Origin of the sequence: Micromonospora sp. NPDC048905, assembly GCF_040649655.1 — a bacterium.
Taxonomy (GTDB): domain Bacteria; phylum Actinomycetota; class Actinomycetes; order Mycobacteriales; family Micromonosporaceae; genus Micromonospora.
The window spans coordinates 38,113-54,747 of sequence record NZ_JBEZFV010000020.1 but is presented as its reverse complement, the minus strand read 5'-3'; the positions used below and the strand labels follow the sequence as shown (position 1 = coordinate 54,747).

At 73.3% G+C, this 16,635-nt stretch carries 11 protein-coding genes; 2 read left to right on the top strand and 9 right to left on the bottom strand.

The genetic code is table 11. From position 1 onward, the window contains the following. Nucleotides 1-78: 78 nt before the first annotated feature. On the bottom strand, nt 79-834 hold the full coding sequence (locus tag AB0C01_RS31990) for an alpha/beta fold hydrolase (RefSeq protein ID WP_357572899.1): 756 nt from the start codon (nt 832-834) through the stop codon (nt 79-81). Nucleotides 835-893: 59 nt separating this feature from the next. Here AB0C01_RS31990 and AB0C01_RS31985 point away from each other — a divergent pair, with 59 nt between their 5' ends. Beyond that, complete coding sequence (locus AB0C01_RS31985) at nt 894-3,935, top strand: BTAD domain-containing putative transcriptional regulator (RefSeq protein ID WP_357572898.1); 3,042 nt, start codon at nt 894-896, stop codon at nt 3,933-3,935. Between the two features lie 7 nt (nt 3,936-3,942). Here the strand turns inward: AB0C01_RS31985 and AB0C01_RS31980 are convergent, their stop codons facing one another. From AB0C01_RS31980 to AB0C01_RS31960, 5 genes are all read right to left on the bottom strand, one after another. Further along, the gene (locus AB0C01_RS31980) at nt 3,943-4,497 is read right to left on the bottom strand and encodes a dihydrofolate reductase family protein (protein ID WP_357253343.1); all 555 of its coding nucleotides are present in this window, start codon (nt 4,495-4,497) and stop codon (nt 3,943-3,945) included. A gap of 62 nt (nt 4,498-4,559) precedes the next feature. Beyond that, nucleotides 4,560-5,126 carry a hypothetical protein gene (locus tag AB0C01_RS31975; RefSeq protein WP_357253345.1) on the bottom strand — a complete coding sequence of 189 codons (567 nt, stop codon included), beginning with the start codon at nt 5,124-5,126 and terminating at the stop codon, nt 4,560-4,562. 17 nt (nt 5,127-5,143) lie between these two features. Continuing rightward, on the bottom strand, nt 5,144-6,994 hold the full coding sequence (locus AB0C01_RS31970) for a S9 family peptidase (RefSeq protein ID WP_357572897.1): 1,851 nt from the start codon (nt 6,992-6,994) through the stop codon (nt 5,144-5,146). Further along, nucleotides 6,995-8,773 carry an N-acetylglutaminylglutamine amidotransferase gene (locus AB0C01_RS31965; protein ID WP_357572896.1) on the bottom strand — a complete coding sequence of 593 codons (1,779 nt, stop codon included), beginning with the start codon at nt 8,771-8,773 and terminating at the stop codon, nt 6,995-6,997. A 99-nt stretch (nt 8,774-8,872) separates the two neighbouring features. Continuing rightward, entirely contained in the window at nt 8,873-11,542 is a 2,670-nt protein-coding gene (locus AB0C01_RS31960; protein ID WP_357253350.1) for a carboxylate--amine ligase/circularly permuted type 2 ATP-grasp protein, read from the bottom strand. Nucleotides 11,543-11,696: 154 nt separating this feature from the next. Here AB0C01_RS31960 and AB0C01_RS31955 point away from each other — a divergent pair, with 154 nt between their 5' ends. Further along, nucleotides 11,697-12,536, top strand: coding sequence for a DUF4253 domain-containing protein (locus AB0C01_RS31955; protein WP_357253352.1), 840 nt, complete (start codon nt 11,697-11,699; stop codon nt 12,534-12,536). Nucleotides 12,537-12,658: 122 nt separating this feature from the next. Here AB0C01_RS31955 and AB0C01_RS31950 read toward each other — a convergent pair whose 3' ends face one another. From AB0C01_RS31950 to AB0C01_RS31940, 3 genes are all read right to left on the bottom strand, one after another. Then, a complete protein-coding gene (locus tag AB0C01_RS31950; protein WP_357253354.1) occupies nt 12,659-14,038 on the bottom strand; it encodes a cellulase family glycosylhydrolase in 1,380 nt (459 codons plus the stop codon). Nucleotides 14,039-14,177: 139 nt separating this feature from the next. Then, a complete protein-coding gene (locus tag AB0C01_RS31945) occupies nt 14,178-15,410 on the bottom strand; it encodes a VWA-like domain-containing protein (RefSeq protein ID WP_357572895.1) in 1,233 nt (410 codons plus the stop codon). Then, a complete protein-coding gene (locus AB0C01_RS31940; protein WP_357253358.1) occupies nt 15,407-16,633 on the bottom strand; it encodes a MoxR family ATPase in 1,227 nt (408 codons plus the stop codon). The genes AB0C01_RS31945 and AB0C01_RS31940 overlap by 4 nt, the downstream gene beginning before the upstream one ends. Nucleotides 16,634-16,635: the final 2 nt, after the last annotated feature.

Below are 16,635 nucleotides of genomic sequence, written 5' to 3'. Positions count from 1 at the left end.
TGTGGTGGTGCACAAAAGGGCATCGGGCCGACAAGGTGGGCACCACAAGTCCATGATCGACGCTTCGTGGGGGCCGTTCTACTCCTCGGTCAGGAACTCGTCGATCATCGGGGCCAGCCAGTCGGCGCGTTGCGGGATCGAGGTGTGCGTGGTGCCGGGCAGGACGGCCAGCCGGCACGCCGGCAGACCGGTCAGGTCGCCGGGCACCGCGCCGCCGAGCAGTCGGAACATCAGCACCGCGTGCTCCGGCTGGACGATGTCCGAGTCGGCCAGGACGATCATGGTCGGGGCGGCCAGCGCGCGGATCTGCTCGGGCGTCCACTGCGGCAGGTTCGCGTCCAGCACCTTCATCTTGGTGACCAGGTTGGCCCACCCCGCCGGGTCCGGCGCGGTCCGCAGGTACTCCTCGTGGAACTCCGAGCCGTGTAGGTGCTCGGGTTGCAGGTCCTGGATCCCGTCCAGGAGCCCGGGGTGCAGGCCGTCGTCGTCGAAGCTCACCGAGGCGAGCACCAACCGCCCGACCCGGTCGGGGTGATCGGTGCCGAGGCGCAGCGCGACGGCGGCGCCCATGCTCCAGCCGAACACGTCGGCCCGCGCGACGCCCAGCCGGTCGAGCAGTTCCACGACGTCGGCGGCGAAGTGCTCGACGGTCAGCGGGCGGTCCGCGTCCGGAGTGCGGCCGTGGGCCTGCAACTCGACGGCGATCACCTGTCGGGTCTTCGCCAGGAGCGGCAGGATCGTGCCGAACGAGGTGCCGATGCCGGAGAGCGCGCCGTGGATCAGCACCAGGGGGCGAGCGGTTCCGTTGCCGTGTGTTTCGGAATAGATGTCCATGGCCACACAATGCGCCGACGCGCTTACGGTTCACTTCCGGCAGCCTTACCGACGCTAGGATGACCGCCGTGCAGTTCGGGGTGCTCGGGCCGCTCGCCGTGGCCACCGACGACGGCGAGCCGGTGGTGGTGCCCGGCGCGAAGGTGCGCGCGTTGTTGGCCGACCTGCTGACCAACCGCAATCAGGTCGTGTCGGCGGACCGCCTCGTCGACGACCTGTGGGGCGCGGACGCCCCCGCCAACCCGCTCGGCGCTCTCCAGGTGCGGGTGTCCCAGTTGCGCAAGGCGCTCAACGACGCCGAGCCGGGCGCTCGCGAGGTGGTCGAGTCCCGACCGCCCGGCTACCTGCTGCGCACCGCCACCGTCGACGCCGACCGCTTCGCCGAGTTGGCCCGCAGCAGCGACGCCGACCGGTTGGCCGAGGCGCTCGGGCTGTGGCGCGGCGAGGCGTACGCCGATGTGGCCGACGCCGAGTTCGTCCGCGCCGAGGCGGGCCGCCTCGCCGAGCAGCGCCTCGCCGTGCACGAACGGCTGGCCGAGGCCCGCCTGGCCCGGGGTGAGCACGACCTGGTCGCGGCCGACCTCGCCGAGCTGGTCGCCCGGCATCCGCTGCGCGAGGGCCTGCGGGCCGTGCAGCTACGAGCGCTGTACGCGGCCGGCCGCCAGTCCGAGGCGTTGGACAGCTACGCCGACCTGCGCGAGCGGCTCGCCGAGGAGTTGGGCCTCGACCCGGGGCCGGAGCTGGTCGCCCTGCACCGCAGGATCCTCGAACAGGACGCCGGCCTGAGCGCACCTCCGAAGGCCGCGCTCATCCGCAACAGCCTGCCGGCCCAGCTCGACGAACTGGTCGGCAGGGCCGAGGCGCTGGCCGAGCTGCGGACGCTGCTGCCCCGGCAACGGCTGGTCACACTCGTCGGGCCGGGCGGGGTCGGCAAGACGCGCCTGGCCACCGAGACGGCCCGGACCCAGTCCTTCCCGGACGGCGTCCAGCTGGTGGAGCTGGCCCCGCTGTCGGCCGGCGACCCGCGCGTCGCCGAGCAGGTGCTCGCGGTGCTGGGCGCCCACGAGGCCGCCGGCACGAGCCTGTCGGCCACTGACCGGCTGGTCACGGCTCTGCGACACCGGCACCTGCTCCTCGTCCTGGACAACTGCGAGCACGTGGTCGAGCCAGCCGCCGAGCTGGTGGCCCGACTGCTGCGGGACGCGCCCGGGGTGAGCGTGCTGGCCACCAGCAGGGAGCCACTCGGGTTGACCGGCGAGCTGCTCTGGGACGTACCCCCGCTGCCCGTGCCGGTCGACGGTGACCTCGACGCGGTCCGGCGCTCGGCGGCGGCCCGGTTGTTCGCCGCCCGCGCCGCCGCGCAGCAGCGCGGCTTCCGGCTCGACGAGCAGACCGCGCCGGCGGTGGCGCAGCTATGTCGCCGCCTCGACGGGCTGCCGCTGGCCCTGGAGTTGGCCGCGACCCGGGTCCGCGCCCTCGGTGTGCGGGGTGTGGTGGACCGGCTCGACGACCGTTTCCGGTTGCTCAGCACCGCCCAACGGGACGTGCCGACCCGGCAGCGGACACTGACCGCGGTGATCGGCTGGAGCTGGGACCTCCTCGACGCGCCCGACCGGGAGGTGCTGGCCCGATTGGCGGTGTTCCGCGACGGCTGCACCCCGCCGGCCGCCGAGCACGTCTGCCGCACCGACCTGGACACCCTCGCGCGGCTGGTGGACCGGTCACTGGTGGTGCTCGACGACTCCGGCGCGGAGCCGCGCTACCGGCTGCTCGAATCGGTGGCCGCGTTCGGTCTGGACCGGCTGACCGACGCCGAGGAGGTACGCGCGCGGCACGCCGCCTACTTCACCGAGCTGGCCGAACGCGCCGACCCCGAGCTGCGCGGCGCCGACCAGCAACGGTGGCTGGCGCTGCTGGACGCGGAGACGGCGAACCTGCGCGCGGCACTTGTTCACGGTGGCGGGCTGCGGTTGGCCATCGCCCTGAGCTGGTACTGGTATCTGCGCGGCCGGCTCACCGAGGCACGGCAGGCCCTGACCGCGCCCGGTGACCCGGGACAGGAGACCCGCGCGGCCCCCTGGCGGGTCGGCTTCGCCCTGTCGCAGGGCGAGGTGATCGCACCCGACGACGTACGCGCCGCGGTGGCCGTCGACCCGGGTGGACACGCCGCCTGGTTCGCGGCCAACGCGGTGATCGAGCACGGCGACCTGGCCCTGGCGTCGGAGCTGCTGCCCACCGCCCCCGTCGACAGGTGGACCGAGGCGGCGGTGCTCACCTCCCGGGCCCACCTCGCGCACGCCAACGGTGACCAGGCCACCCTGGAACGCACCGCGACCCGCAGCGCGGCACTGTTCGCGGACCTCGGCGACCGGTGGGGTCGACTCCGGGCGACCGAGTGGGTGGGTGGGCTCGCCGACATGCGCGGCGAGCACGAACGCGCCGTCGCGCTGCACCGGGAGGGGCTGCGCTGGGCGGAGGAGTTGGCGCTCTGGCCGCAGGTCTGCGCGGAGCTGTCCTGGTTGGCCTGGCTCGCCGTGCAGACCCGCGACTACGCCCAGGGTCGGGAGCTGGCCGAACGCGCGTACGAGCTGGCGGTGGACCAGGGCTCGCCCGGTGCGGTGATCTTCGCGGAGATGAGCCTCGGAATGGCCGCCCGGCGCGACGGCAAGCTCGACCTGGCCGTCACCCACCTCACCCGACTCGTCGACCTGGGCCGGAGCGAGACGCAACCGGCGCTCTACCTGCCCATGGTCCTGGTCGAGCTGGGCTACGCGGTCGAGCAGGGCGGCGACCCGGACGCGGCGCTGGCCCTGCACATCGAGGCGTTCGAGGCCGCCGAGGCGATGGCGACGATGCGCGACGCGGTCGGCCCCCTGGAGGGGATGGCGGCGGCGGCGCGCTCCCCCGAGGTCGCCGCCCGGCTGCTGGGCGCCGCGGCCGCCGCCCGACTCGCCGCGCAGTCCCCCGCCGCGCCGGCCGAACGCGACGACACCGACCGGACGACCGCTCGGCTGCGGGCCGAACTCGGGCCGGAACGGTTCGACGCGCTGCTCGCCGAGGGCGCGAAGCTGAGCCCGAGCGAGGCCCGGGCTCAGCTCTGATCTCGGCTCAGGCCGGAGTCTTCGGCGCGTACGAGGCGACGATCACGCCGCTCTTGTGCACCCGGGTGTCGACCAGGTCGAACGACGCCTTCACGTCGGTCAGCGGCGCGGTGAGGCTGGGACCGCCCTCCAGCACCGGGTGGATCCAGAACCGGACCTCGTCCACCAGACCCGCCCTGATCAGTTGGGCGGTGACCGAGCCGAAGCCGTACTGGATGATGTTCTTGCCCTCCTGGGCCTTGAGCGCGGTGACCGCCTCGACCAGGTCGCCCTGGAGCACCTCCGTGTTGTTCCAGGTGGGGTCGGTCAGGGTGGTCGAGGCGACGTACTTCTTGACGTTGTTGAAGAACGCGGCGCCCGTGGTCGGGTCGCTCTCGTCCATGTTCGGCCACGCGGCGGAGAAGCCGTCGTAGGTGGCCCGGCCCATCAGCATCGCGTCGGCCTCGGTGGTCTGCGCCCCGGCGAGGCTGGCGGCCTCCTCGTCGAAGTACGGCATGGTCCACATGGGGTTGTCGATGACGCCGTCGAGGGTGATGTAGGTCGAGTTGATGAGCTTGCGCATCGGGATTCTCCTGGGTTTGTGTCGTGTTCTCCGGTGACACCCAGAACTCTGCCGATCCGCGCTTACGATTCGCTTCCGACGCCCTTACCGGCGTCCGCGTCCGGGTCGGTCAGTGGGATGGGCAGCGCCTGCGCGGCCACCGTGCCACCGCCGGTCGAGTGCGCCGGCGCGGGGCGGTCCCCGCCGCGGCTGTGCAGCCGTCCGCGCCCGGCGGGACCGGCCCGACGGGTCACCTCGAGGGTCACCATCCGCACCGGCGGTGGCGGCGCGGTGAACCGTCCGACCCCCCACCGCACCCAGATCGGGATGCGACCGGCGTCCGCCTCGGCGTGCAGCTTCTGCACCGTACGGGCGCGGTCGGTGTGGTCGACCTCCACGACGACCGGCGGACCGTCCGGGCGGGCACACGCCACGTCGAGGACCGAGTGTCGCTGCTCCATCGGCGGTGGCAACGGCAGCACGCTCGGCGCCCGCCGGTAGACCCGCCAGCCCTGCGCCTCGGCCCACCGCACCACCGAGTCGATCACCCGGGCGGTGACCGCGTCCACGTCCAGGTCGACGAAGGTCAGCTCGGCCAACCAGCGACCCAGGTCCGCGGCCAACCGCTCGCCCTGCGTCGTGACCTCCACCGGCGCAGGATAACGCCTCAGCCCACGGTGGCCGCGGTCGCGGCGAGGTGCCGGGTCAGCCACGCGGTGGTGGCCGTCCGGGCCGCCTCCTGGTTGGCCCGCGCCAGGAAGTCGTGCCCCTCGCCGGTGAGCACCAGGTGCCGGTGCGGCACGTCCCGGGCGGCGAGGGCCCGCGCCACCTGCGCCGACTCGCCGGCCGGCACGTTCGTGTCGTTCGCGCCGTGGATGAGCAGCACCGGCACGTCCAGCCGGTCGATGTGGGTCAGCGGCGACAGGTCCCGCAGCAGCTCCGCGTCCCGCCGCGGGTCGCCGTACTTGCTGACGGCGGCGGCGGCGATCCACGGTTCGGTGCCGGCGTAGAAGGTGTGGAAGTCGGAGATGCCGCACTCGGCGACCCCGGCGGCGAACAGCCCGGGGAAGTTCACCAGCACCGCGAGGACCAGGTAACCGCCGTAGGAACGGCCCAGACAGCCGAGCTGACCGGGCCGGGCGACACCGGCGTCGACGAGGAACTCGGCACAGGCCGCCACATCGGCGATCGCACCGTAGCGGCCGGCGAGGTTGTCGGCGGCGACGAAGGAGCGGCCGAACCCGGACGACCCGCGGACGTTCGGCGCGAACACGGCGACACCCTGCGCCACGAGGGCCTGGAACAGCGGGTTGTAGCCGGGGCGCTCCTGCGCCTCCGGGCCGCCGTGCAGGCTGATCGCGGTCGGCCAGGGACCCGGGCCGGCCGGGCGGTAGAGCCAGCCGGAGAGGGGCAACCCGTCCTGGGCGCGCAGGTCGACAAGTTGTGGCGCGACCCCGCCGCCGCCCGTGCCGGTGGGCGGGGTGCTCGGCCGCAACGGACGCAGCGCGCCGGACGACGGGTCGACGAGCCAGACCTCCCGGGGCTGCACCGGCCCCTGCGCGGTCAGGCAGAGCAGGTCGCCGCCGGCGGCGAACACGGCGTCGTCGAGCACCTCCCCGGGGGCGCCGGCGGCCCGCTGCACGCCGTCGGTGAGGTCGAGCAGGCTCAGCTCGCTGCGCCCGCCGTAGGTGTTCCACAGCAGCGCGACACGGCGCCCGTCCGTGCTGGGAGCGGCATGCTCCAACTCGGCGTCCGGTCGCCCGGCCAGCCGGGTCGGCGTCCGCTCCGGTCGGGTCAGGTCGACCCGCACCAGCGCGGCCAGCTCCGAGAACGCGTCGGTACGGGCCAGCACGCTCGTGCCGTCCGGGCCGAACCAGCCCTGGTCGGTGCTGCCCTGGCCGGTGTCCGGGAACAACCGCAGCTGTTCGCCTGTCGCCACGTCGAGCAGCTCCAACCACCGGGCGTTGCGAGGGCCACGGCGCAGCAGCGCGGCGCCGGCGTCCGGGGTCACGTCCAGGAGGGTGAGCAGATCACCCTCGGCGAGCACCCGCCGGTGCCCGGTGCCCGCGTCGACCAGGACGGCCCGGCCCCGCTCGTCGGTCTCGGTGACCATCAGGACCGCGCCGTCGGGCAGCCAGCCGGCCAGCGCGGCGCTGCACCTGCCGAACCCGGCGACCTGCCGGCGTCGCGAACCGTCCGGGCGCAGCACCCACAGCTCGGTGCGGGGCGCGCCACCGGGGGCGACGACACAGGCCAGCCACCGCCCGTCCGGGGACCAGCTCAGCGCCAGCACCGGCTCGTCACCGGTGGGCAGCGCGACGGCCTCGGCGGTGTCGACGTCGCGGACCCAGACGCGTGGGCTGCCGCCCTGGTCGGAGAGGTACGCCACCCGGCGGCCGTCGGGCGACGGCGCCGGACGGTAGTCCTCGCTCACCGGCACCGGCACCGGCACCGCCGGCGCAGGGCTGGTCGGTCGGGTCCGCCGGACGATACGCGGCACCTCGGTCCGAACGATCATCTAAACCCCGATCCGCTGCAACCAGAGCTCCAGCAGCCCGAGCTGCCAGAGCGCGTTGGAACCCAGCGTGGTCCGCCGGGCGTTCGGCGCGTCCAGCAACTCCTCCAGGTAGTCCTTGCGGAACAGCCCCCGCTCGCGCGCCGGCTGGGCGGTCAGCGCGTCCCGCACGTCGTCGAGCAGTGGCCCGGAGAGGTGCCGGATGGCGGGGACCGGGAAGTAGCCCTTCGGCCGGTCGATCACCTCGTCCGGGACGATGCCCCGGCTCGCCGCCTTGAGCACGCCCTTGCCACCCTGGGCCAGCTTCAGCGCGGGTGGGCAGGCGGCGGCCAGCTCGACCACCTCGTGGTCGAGGAACGGCACGCGCGCCTCCAACCCCCAGGCCATCGTCATGTTGTCGACCCGTTTGACCGGATCGTCGACGAGCATCACCAGGCTGTCCTGGCGCAGCGCCGCGTCCAGCGCGGTTTCCGCGCCGGGCGCGCCGAAGTGGGCGGCGACGAACTCCAGGCTCGCGTCGTGGTCGAGCATCCACTCGGGTGCCAGGTGCCCGCCGAGCGCGTCGTGCCGACGGTCGAAGAACACCCGGGCGTACGCCTCGACGGCGTCCGCGCGGGCCACGTTCGCCATCGGCGGGTACCAGTCGTAGCCGGCCAGGATCTCGTCGGCGCCCTGCCCGGACTGCACCACCGTGATGCGCTGCGAGACCTCCTCGGAGAGCAGGTGGAACGCGACGCAGTCGTGACTGACCATCGGCTCGCTCATCGCCGCGATGGCGTCGTGCACGGCGGGGACGAACCGGCTGGCACCGATGCGGATCTGCTGGTGGTCGGTGTCGAAGTGGCGGGCCACCAGGTCGGAGTAGTGGAACTCGTCGCCGCTCTCCCCCGCCGCCGCCTCGAACCCGATGCTGAAGGTGGCCAACCCGGTCTGGCCCTGCTCGGCCAGCAGCGCGACGATCAGGCTGGAGTCGAGCCCGCCGGAGAGCAGCACCCCGACCGGCACGTCGGCGACCATCCGTCGGCGTACGGCGGTGCGCAACGCCGCCATGAGTCGTTCCTGCCACTCGTCGGCGGACATCGGGTCGGCCGCGGACCGGCTGAACTGCGGCTGCCAGTAAAGGTTGTCGGTGCTCCGGCCGTCCGCGGTGATCACCCGCACGGTGGCCGGTGGGAGCTTGCGGACCCCGGCGAGGATCGTGCGCGGTGGGGGCACCACCGAGTGGAAGGTCATGTAGTGGTGCAGCGCCACCGGGTCCAGGTCGGTGTCCACGTCACCGGCGGCGAGCAACGCCGGCAGGGTCGAGGCGAAGCGGACCCGTCCCGGCCCCTCGGACAGGTAGAGCGGCTTGATGCCGAGCCGGTCGCGGGCCAGCACCAGGGTGTGCGTGGCCAGCTCGACCAGGGCGAACGCGAACATCCCGTAGAACCGTTCGACGCAGGCCGTCCCCCACCGGTGGTACGCCTTGAGGATCACCTCGGTGTCGGAGGTCGACCGGAAGGAGTAGCCGAGGCCGATCAGTTCGTCGCGCAGCTCCCGGTAGTTGTAGATGCAACCGTTGAAGACCAGGGCCAGGCCCAGCTCGGGATCGACCATCGGCTGGGCGCCGGCGTCGGAGAGGTCGATGATGCGCAACCGGCGGTGCACCAGAGCCGCCGGCCCGTGCTGCCACACACCCGCACCGTCCGGGCCTCGGGGGGCCAGGACGGGGAGCATCCGCTCGACGGCGGCAACGTCCGGTGGCGTCCCGTCGAGGCGTAACTCGCCTCCGATACCGCACATGGCACTCACCTCTCATCGGCTCGGATCCGCTCGGGCCGCTGACCGGTCCAGGTTTGGCGGACCGGGTTGCGAACCGATGACGGGTTGGTCAACCGTGCGTTACACCGAATTCTGCTCGTCTCCACCGAGCAGCCAGGTGTCCTTCGACCCACCGCCTCGCGACGAGTTGACGATCATGCTGCCGGCGGGCGCGACCCTGGTCAGCGCCACCGGCGCGACCTCGGCCTGCTCGCCGAGGAACACGAAGGCCCGCAGGTCGACGTGGCGGGGAGCGAGAGCCGTGCCGTCGAAGACCGGGTGGGTGGTGAGCGAGACCATCTCCTGGGCGATCCACCGGTGCGGGGCCGCGAGGATCTGTTCCCGGACGGCGTCCAGCTCCTCCGCCTCGGCCCGCGGGCCGATCACCACGCGGTCGCCGCCGTACCCGTCGACCGGCTTGAGCACCAACTGGTCGAGCCGGTCCAGCACCTCGGCCCGCTGCTCGGGCAGCCCACACAGGTACGTCGGCACATCCCCCAGCAGGGGCTTCTCGCCCAGGTAGTACTCGATCAGTCGGGGCACGTACGCGTACAGCGCCTTGTCGTCGCCGACGCCGTTGCCCAGCGCGTTGGCGAGCGTGAGCCGCCCGGCGTGCACCGCGGCGAGCAACGGCCAGCCCAGCGGCACCCCGTCGGCGCCGGGCGCGTGCAGCAGCGCCTCCTCGTCCATCCGCAGGTAGATAACGTCGACCCGGCTGCGGGTGCCGGAGCGGACCAGCCAGACCCGGCCCTCCTCCACCAGCAGGTCGCTGGTCTCGGTCAGCGGCACGGCCATCTCGTCGGCGAGCAGCCGGTGCTCGAACCACGCGGGGTCACCCGGGCCGCTGCTGAGCACCACCACGGCGGGATCGTCGGCCGCGGCGGGCGCGCCGGCGATCAGCGCCCGGTACAGCATCGCGGGCGTCTCGTCGGCGGGCAGCAGGTCGTCGGGCACCGGCAGCTCCGGGAGCACCGCCTGGGTCAGCCGGCGGTTCTGCACCGCGTAGCCGATCCCGGAGGGCACCCGCAGGTTGTCCTCCAGGACGTACCAGCCGCCGTCCGGGTCCCGGACGAGGTCGGTCCCGGACACCTGGGCGCGGGTGCGCCGCCGGCCCATCAGCGCGCCGGTCGGGCGCAGCCCGGGTGAGGACTCCACCACCCACGCCGGCACCACGCCGTCGGCCACCACGGCCCGGTCGCCGTAGACGTCCCGGAGGAACGCGTCCAGGGCGTGGGCACGCTGCACCAGGCCGGTACGCAGGGTCCGCCAGTCGGCGGCCGGCACCACGCGGGGCACCAGGTCGACCGGGAAGAGCCGGGTGCTCGCCTCACCGGCCACGCTGAACGTCACGCCCCGCGCGCGCTGCTCCTCGTCCCGGTCGTGCTCACGCTGGCGGAGGGCGCCGGCACCGAGGTGGCGCAGGGCCGCCAGGATCGGGGCGTACGCCGGCTCCGGCCCGGCCGCTCCGAAGACCTCGTCACCGGCGTCGGCGTACGTGGGCAGCGCCGGTGGTGTGGGCGCACCCGGCAGCGTCTCGCGGACCCGGCCCCGGGTCTCGTCCAGGAGCAGGTCCACCACGTCGGCCAGCCGGCCGCGACGCTCGTACGCCCGTCGCTGCCGCGCGGCGGAGCTGCCGCGCTCCAGGGCGTAGCGGGTCAGCTCCCGGATCTGCTCCCAGTCACCGGTCGCCTCCAGTTGCGGGCGCAGGTCGGTCACCAGGCGGCGGACCGCCTCGGCGGCCGGCACCGGCCGGGCCGAGCGGGGCAGGTCGAGCAGGTCACCCTCCAGGCCGGAGCGGGCCGCCCGCCACACCGCGGCGCGCAGCACCGGGGGCCGCACCGCGGTGCGCTCGACCCCGGCGCGCAGGGCGGCGACCTCGCGCCGGACCAACGCCCGGAACAGGCCGGTGAGCAGGACGATGGTCTCCACGTCGGCGTTGGCGTCGGTGATGCGCAGCTCCACGGTGGGGACGTGCGCCGACGGCCGGACATCGAAGTAGATCATGGCGGGGTCGGTGATCGTCTCGGAGGAGATCAGCTCGGCGACCAGCGCCTCGTGATCCGCCGCGCTGGTCACCTCGCCCGGGTCACCCGCCGTGGGCCAGCGCTGCCAGACCAGCGACCGCATGCTGGCGTAACCGCTGTCCTGACCCATCCAGTACGGCGAGCTGGTCGACAGGGCGAGCAGCACCGGCAGCCACGGCTGGACCCGCCGGGTGACCGCGACGGCCAGGTCCCGGTCGGTCACCCCGACGTGCACCTGCGCGCCGCAGATCAGCTGCTCCCGCGCGAGCAACTGGTACTCGTCGAGCATCCGCCGGTACCGGGAGGTCGGGGTGACGCTCGGATCGCCGTCGGCACGCAACGGCACCGTGCCGGCCGCCACGATGCCCAGCCCGGCCCGGTCGGCGACCTGCACGGCCAGTTGGCGCAGTCGGGTCAGCTCGGCGCGGATCTCGTCCAGGGTGCGGCAGACCGCGGTGTTGGTCTCCACCACGCTGCGGTGCAACTCCGCGGTGAACGAGTCGGCCGGCAGCCGGTCGAGCAACTCCCCCGCCCGGGGCACCAGTTCCCGGGTGTGCAGGTCGACGACGTGGAACTCCTCCTCCACACCGAGCGTGGCGAGATCCGCCGGGTCGCCGTCGTCGAGGGTCGCGGCCGTGTTGGCGCGCGGCGTGGGCAGTGCCCGGCCGTTGCCGGACCGGCTGGTCGGCCCGTCGAACGTCGGCGCGTTCGTGATGTTGTCGGCCATGGTCACCCCGGTTCGCGTATCGGTGGTCGTGGCTGTCCGACGAGCGTTCCCAGGTTTGGTACCGGGCGTGTTTCCGGTGCGTTAAGGTGGCGGACCGTTCTCACCGGGGCCGCGTCTCACCAGGTTGTCGGTCCGCGGCGCTACTGTCGCTGCCGTGACCGAGCTGATGAACACCCCTCGGCTGATCGCGACGGCGTTACGGGGCACGGCGCTGGCGGGCCATCCGGTCGAGGAGGGCTTGGGAGGCACCGTCCTCGTCGGCGACGTCGACCCGACGCGATTGCGGGAGGCCTGGCGGGCTGCCCACTCGGTGCTACCGGTCACCGGGCGCTGGCCGGTTTTCACCCTGCCCGGCGGCCTGGACCACGAGCCCGACGCCGCCGAGATCGACGAGCTGGACCGGGCGTCGCGCACGGTTGATCCGTGGTCGGTCTATCGGCGGTACGTCGACGACGAGCCGTTGGACAGGTGGCGCGTCGAGTACAGCGTGCGGGCAGCACCGGGTGACGAGTTCGTGGCCACGGCTCTCGATCAGCTCGGGGACGCGATCACCGCGGCGGCGCTGGACCGGTGGACCTACGACGCCCTGCTGGCCGACCCGTCCCTCGCCGCGCGTGCCGCTCGTTACCACGAGAATCTCGCGGGAGTGGGGAGCTGGCACACCTGGGATCGGGTGCAGCTGGTGCTGCTACCCACCGCGTCGCAGCGGCTGGCGCCGGCCTGGGTCGGCTACCACGGGGCGGGGAGCGACGAGCACCGTCTGGCCTGGGCGGCGGCGATGCGCGAGTGGGAGCAGCGGTGGGGTGCCGGGCTCGTGGCAGCGTGGGGGACGATGCTGCAGTTCGTCGTCGACCGTCCACCGAGGCCGGGCCGACAGGCGTGGGACCTGGCCGGACAGCTCCTGGCCGTCGGCGGCAGCCTGCAGTACCAGCAGTGGCAGTTGGCTCTGGCCGTGGCCGGCAGCGACGCGTGGTTCCTGCACGACCGCCCGTGACGGGCCGCCCGGGGTGGCGTCGTCCCTGCGCGCTCGACACGGGATCGGCAATGTCGGGGTGTCGTGCCGCAGCGGACACCCCGACATCGGCGATTCGGAGTTGATCAAGCGTGCCGGCTGGATTACCTCATGTTCGCCACCACGAACGGCGCGTGGCCGTGCAGGTAGTTGCTCCACCCGCCGGTAACCGGCGCGCCGGGGCTGAGCAGGTTCGTCGTGTCGGTGCCGACGTCGAGCTTCCACGCCGTCCAGGAGATGCCGTTCGCCCTCATCCAGTCGATCCAGGACTGCGCCTCGGGCAGGCAGGAGCGGCCGTCGAGGCCGCCGTCGGCGTTGCTGGCGCCCCACTCGGTGACGAAGAGCGCGAGGCCGGCCCGGATCGCCGCGTCACCCTTGGCCCGCAGCGACGCGCCGTGCGTGCACGAGTAGAAGTGCAGGGTGTACATCAGGTTGGTGCCGCTCACCGGGCTGGCCGCCGCCACGTCCACGTCCTGCGACCAGGTCGGCGTGCCGAGCACGACGATGTTGTCCGGGTCGGCGGCGCGGATCGCGGAGACCACCGCCTGGTGGTACGGCTTGATGACGCTGGTCCAGCTCACCTGCAACGGCTCGTTGTACGGCTCCCAGATGACGTTGGGCAGGTGGCCGTAGCGGCGGGCCAGGTCGCCGAAGAACGCCACCGCCTGGGACTGGTTGTTCTGCGCCTCGTGCGCGTGCCAGTCGACGATCACGTACACCCCGGCGGTGACCGCGTTGTTGATGATGGTCTCCACCTGCGCCCGCGCCCTGGTCGGGTCACTCAGGTACGCGCCGGCCGGCTCCACGCCCATGGCCGCGCGGATCACCTGGAGGTTCCAGTTGTCCCGCATCCACCTCAGCGCGGAGAGGTTCTCGGCGTACGGGGCGGTCTCCCAGTTGAGCCACATGCTGCTGATGCCGCGCAACTGCACCCGCGCGCCGGACCTGTCGCACATCGTCGTGCCGCAGACCCGGAGCTGCCCGTGCCGCTCGACCGGGGTGCCGGTGCTCGGCGGCGGGGTGGTCGGTGGCGCAGTCGTGGGCGGGGTGGTCGTCGGGGGCAACGTGGTCGGTGGCGCGGTCGTCGGCGGGGTGCCGCCGGTGCAGGACGCACCGTTCACCGTGCAGTTGAGCGGAGTGCCGGAGCCGTTGACGAGAAAGCCGAACGACGTCGAGGCCCCGGCGGCGAGCGTGCCGTTCCAGGACACGTTGGTGAAGGTGTAGTGGCTGCCGGAGGTCGTCTGCTGAGCGTTCCACGACTGGGTGACGCTCGATCCGGCTGGCAGGTCGAACTCGACGCGCCAACTGGTGATCTGGGCGGAGGTGTTGTTGGTGACGGCGACCTGCCCCTGGTAGCCATTGCCCCAGTTGTTGGTCACGGAGAACACGGCGGTCGCCGCGCTGGCCGGTGTGGCGACTGTCGCCACCGCACCGGCGAGCAGGCCGGCGACGGCCAGAGTCGTGACAAGTCTCAGTGCGCGCATGGTGAACCCGCTTCGGTCGATCGACGGTGATGGCCTGGGGCGGGGCGGCGCCTGCGGCAGACAATATCGATCATCCGCTATGTAGTTCAAGGTCGGCCGCTGATTTTCTCGCCGGCCGGGGTGGCGGCGGCTCGTCGACTCAGTGCGGCCCGATGGTCACCACCCGTGCCCACTCCGGTGGCCTGAGCGGCACGCAATCCGCGTCCTCGGTCCACGACTCCCGGCCCCGGGGGAAGAGGCCCACCACCGTGCGCGCCACCGGGCGGGCGCGCGGCCAGGGCGTCTGCCCGTCGGTGAGCGCCACGATGACGTCCGGCCGGACCCGCTGCGCACGGGTGAACCCGGCCCGCAGATCCGTGCCCCCACCGCCGATCAGCGGGATCTCCTCCGCCCGACACAGGGCGTGCACCGCCCGGGCCGCCGCGTCGCACGGCAACACGCTCACCAGGTCGCGTCGACCGCCCACGGCCCGGGATATCGCCGCCACCTCGAGCAGCGCGCTACCCAGCTCCGCGTCGCTGACCGACCCGGACGTGTCGACGATGACGCAGACCGTCGGAGGTCGACGGCGCAGGCTGGGCAGAATCACGCCCGGCACGCCCTGGGACCGCCGGGACGGCCGGCCATAGCTGTGATCCGTACCGGTCCCGGCCGCCACCGCCGCCGAGCGGACCGCCGCCCCCAACAGGTCACGCCACGGCTGCGGTGGGTGGAACGCCTGCTCCGCCCACCGTCGCCACCCCTGGGGCACGGATCCCGGGTGGCCGGTGATGCCCTCCGCCACCCGGAACCGGACCGCGTCGCGCTCCTGCTCGCTGAGGCCCTGCGCGCCGTCCGGTCCCAGGTCCCACTCCCGCTCCAGCCCGTCCGCGCCACTGCCACAGTCCAACCAGACCAGACCCTGCGTACGGGGACCCAGCCCGAACTGGCGCAGGTAGTCCTCCATCAGCTCCCCCGGCCGGAGACCCAGCGACGCCGGCTCGACGGCGCCCTCGGGCATCGTCAACCCGTCACCGAAGACGTCGTCGTTGATCTCGCAGTCCGCGGCGATGTTCATGCGCAGCCGCTCCCCCGGGCCGTTCAGCCCCCGGTCCCGGGCGACCCGGTCACCGCGGCCGTGGTGGTCGCGCAGCAGATGCGACACCTCGTGCACCCACACCCCGGCGAGCTGCTCCAACGGGGTGCGGTCCACGAACGTCGGCGAGACGTAGCAGCGCCAGTGCCGGTCCACCGCCATCGTCGGCACCTGCCGCGACGCCACCGGGCACAGGGCGAACAGCGCGGTCGCCAGGTAGGGACGCACCCGGGCGGCGTACAGGCGGGCGGCATACAGCTTGTCGACGTCGAGCTTCGTCGGGACGCCCGCGTTCATCGTCGCGCCCCGGCGGCGGCCGCGATCCGGGTCGCCACCTGATCGGCTCGTCGGGACAGCGACACCGCCCCGGCGAGGCGTTCGATCGTGGGGGGCACGTCCCAGTCCTCGCGGCGCAGGCTGGCCAGCGTGGTCGCGGGGACTACCACCAGGTCCGGCGCGCCCGTGTCCACGGCCCGCGCCAACAGCACCCACGCCGCGTCCCACCGGGACCGCTCCGGGCGGTTGCGGACCGCGGCCACCACGGCGTCCAACACGGCCTGCCGCAGATCGCCCCGTTCGGGCAGCACCGCGGCGGCCGGGTCAGCCAGCAGGTCCTCCGGGTCGGGCAGGTCCATCCGATCCATGCTGGCCAGCAGCTCCAGCCCGGGGCCGTCGCCGACCGTGCCCCGGACCAGGAGCGACAGCACCTCCCGGGAGACGCCCGCCGCCGTCGCGAAGGCGGTCAGGCGCAGCGCCATCTCCCAGCTCCGCGGGGACGGCCACGGCCCGCCACGGGCGGCGTCGGTGGTGGGCAACCGGTGCACGAGATCCGGACGGACGGACAGCAGACCGCACACCGCCCGGCGGGCGAAGGTGACGGCCTCCGGCAGCAGGTCCGGGTCGAGCCGGGGCAGCGCCGCACGTGGCCAGGTGCCACCGAGTCCGCGTACGACGATCTCGTGGTCGTGGGTCCACTGAAGGTGGACGAAGCGGTTGGCCAACGGCGGACTCAGCTCCCATCCCTCGGCGGCCGACGACCGTGGGTTGGCGGCGGCGACGATCCGTACGCCGGGTGGCAGCCGCAGGGCGCCGACACGGCGTTCCAGGACGAGGCGCAGCAGGGCGGCCTGGACGGCGGGCGGCGCGGTGGACAACTCGTCGAGGAACAGCAGGCCCCGACCCGCCCGGACCAGGCGCACCGCCCAGTCCGGCGGGGCCATCGGGACGCCCTGGTTCGCCGGGTCGTCGCCGACGATCGGCAGACCCGAGAAGTCGGACGGCTCGTGGACGCTGGCGACGACTGTCGTCAGGGGCAGGTCCAGGGTCGCGGCCAGGTGGGTCAGGGCCGCCGTCTTGCCGATGCCGGGCGCTCCCCAGAGCAGGACGGGCAGATCGGCCGCCACGGTCAGCGTCAGGGCCGACAGCTGGATGTCGGTACGGGGTTCGGTGGTGGTCGCGCCGAGCAGAGCGATCAGGTCGTCGGCGACATCGAGTTGGGGACTGGACGCAAGCATGGTCATCA

Excerpts from the sequence above, each read along its gene's own strand:
- AB0C01_RS31990 (WP_357572899.1), bottom strand. The coding sequence starts at position 834 with ATGGACATCTATTCCGAAACACACGGCAACGGAACCGCTCGCCCCCTG.
- AB0C01_RS31985 (WP_357572898.1), top strand. The coding sequence starts at position 894 with ATGACCGCCGTGCAGTTCGGGGTGCTCGGGCCGCTCGCCGTGGCCACC.
- AB0C01_RS31980 (WP_357253343.1), bottom strand. The coding sequence starts at position 4,497 with ATGCGCAAGCTCATCAACTCGACCTACATCACCCTCGACGGCGTCATC.
- AB0C01_RS31970 (WP_357572897.1), bottom strand. The coding sequence starts at position 6,994 with ATGATCGTTCGGACCGAGGTGCCGCGTATCGTCCGGCGGACCCGACCG.
- AB0C01_RS31965 (WP_357572896.1), bottom strand. The coding sequence starts at position 8,773 with ATGTGCGGTATCGGAGGCGAGTTACGCCTCGACGGGACGCCACCGGAC.
- AB0C01_RS31960 (WP_357253350.1), bottom strand. The coding sequence starts at position 11,542 with ATGGCCGACAACATCACGAACGCGCCGACGTTCGACGGGCCGACCAGC.
- AB0C01_RS31950 (WP_357253354.1), bottom strand. The coding sequence starts at position 14,038 with ATGCGCGCACTGAGACTTGTCACGACTCTGGCCGTCGCCGGCCTGCTC.
- AB0C01_RS31945 (WP_357572895.1), bottom strand. The coding sequence starts at position 15,410 with ATGAACGCGGGCGTCCCGACGAAGCTCGACGTCGACAAGCTGTATGCC.
- AB0C01_RS31940 (WP_357253358.1), bottom strand. The coding sequence starts at position 16,633 with ATGACCATGCTTGCGTCCAGTCCCCAACTCGATGTCGCCGACGACCTG.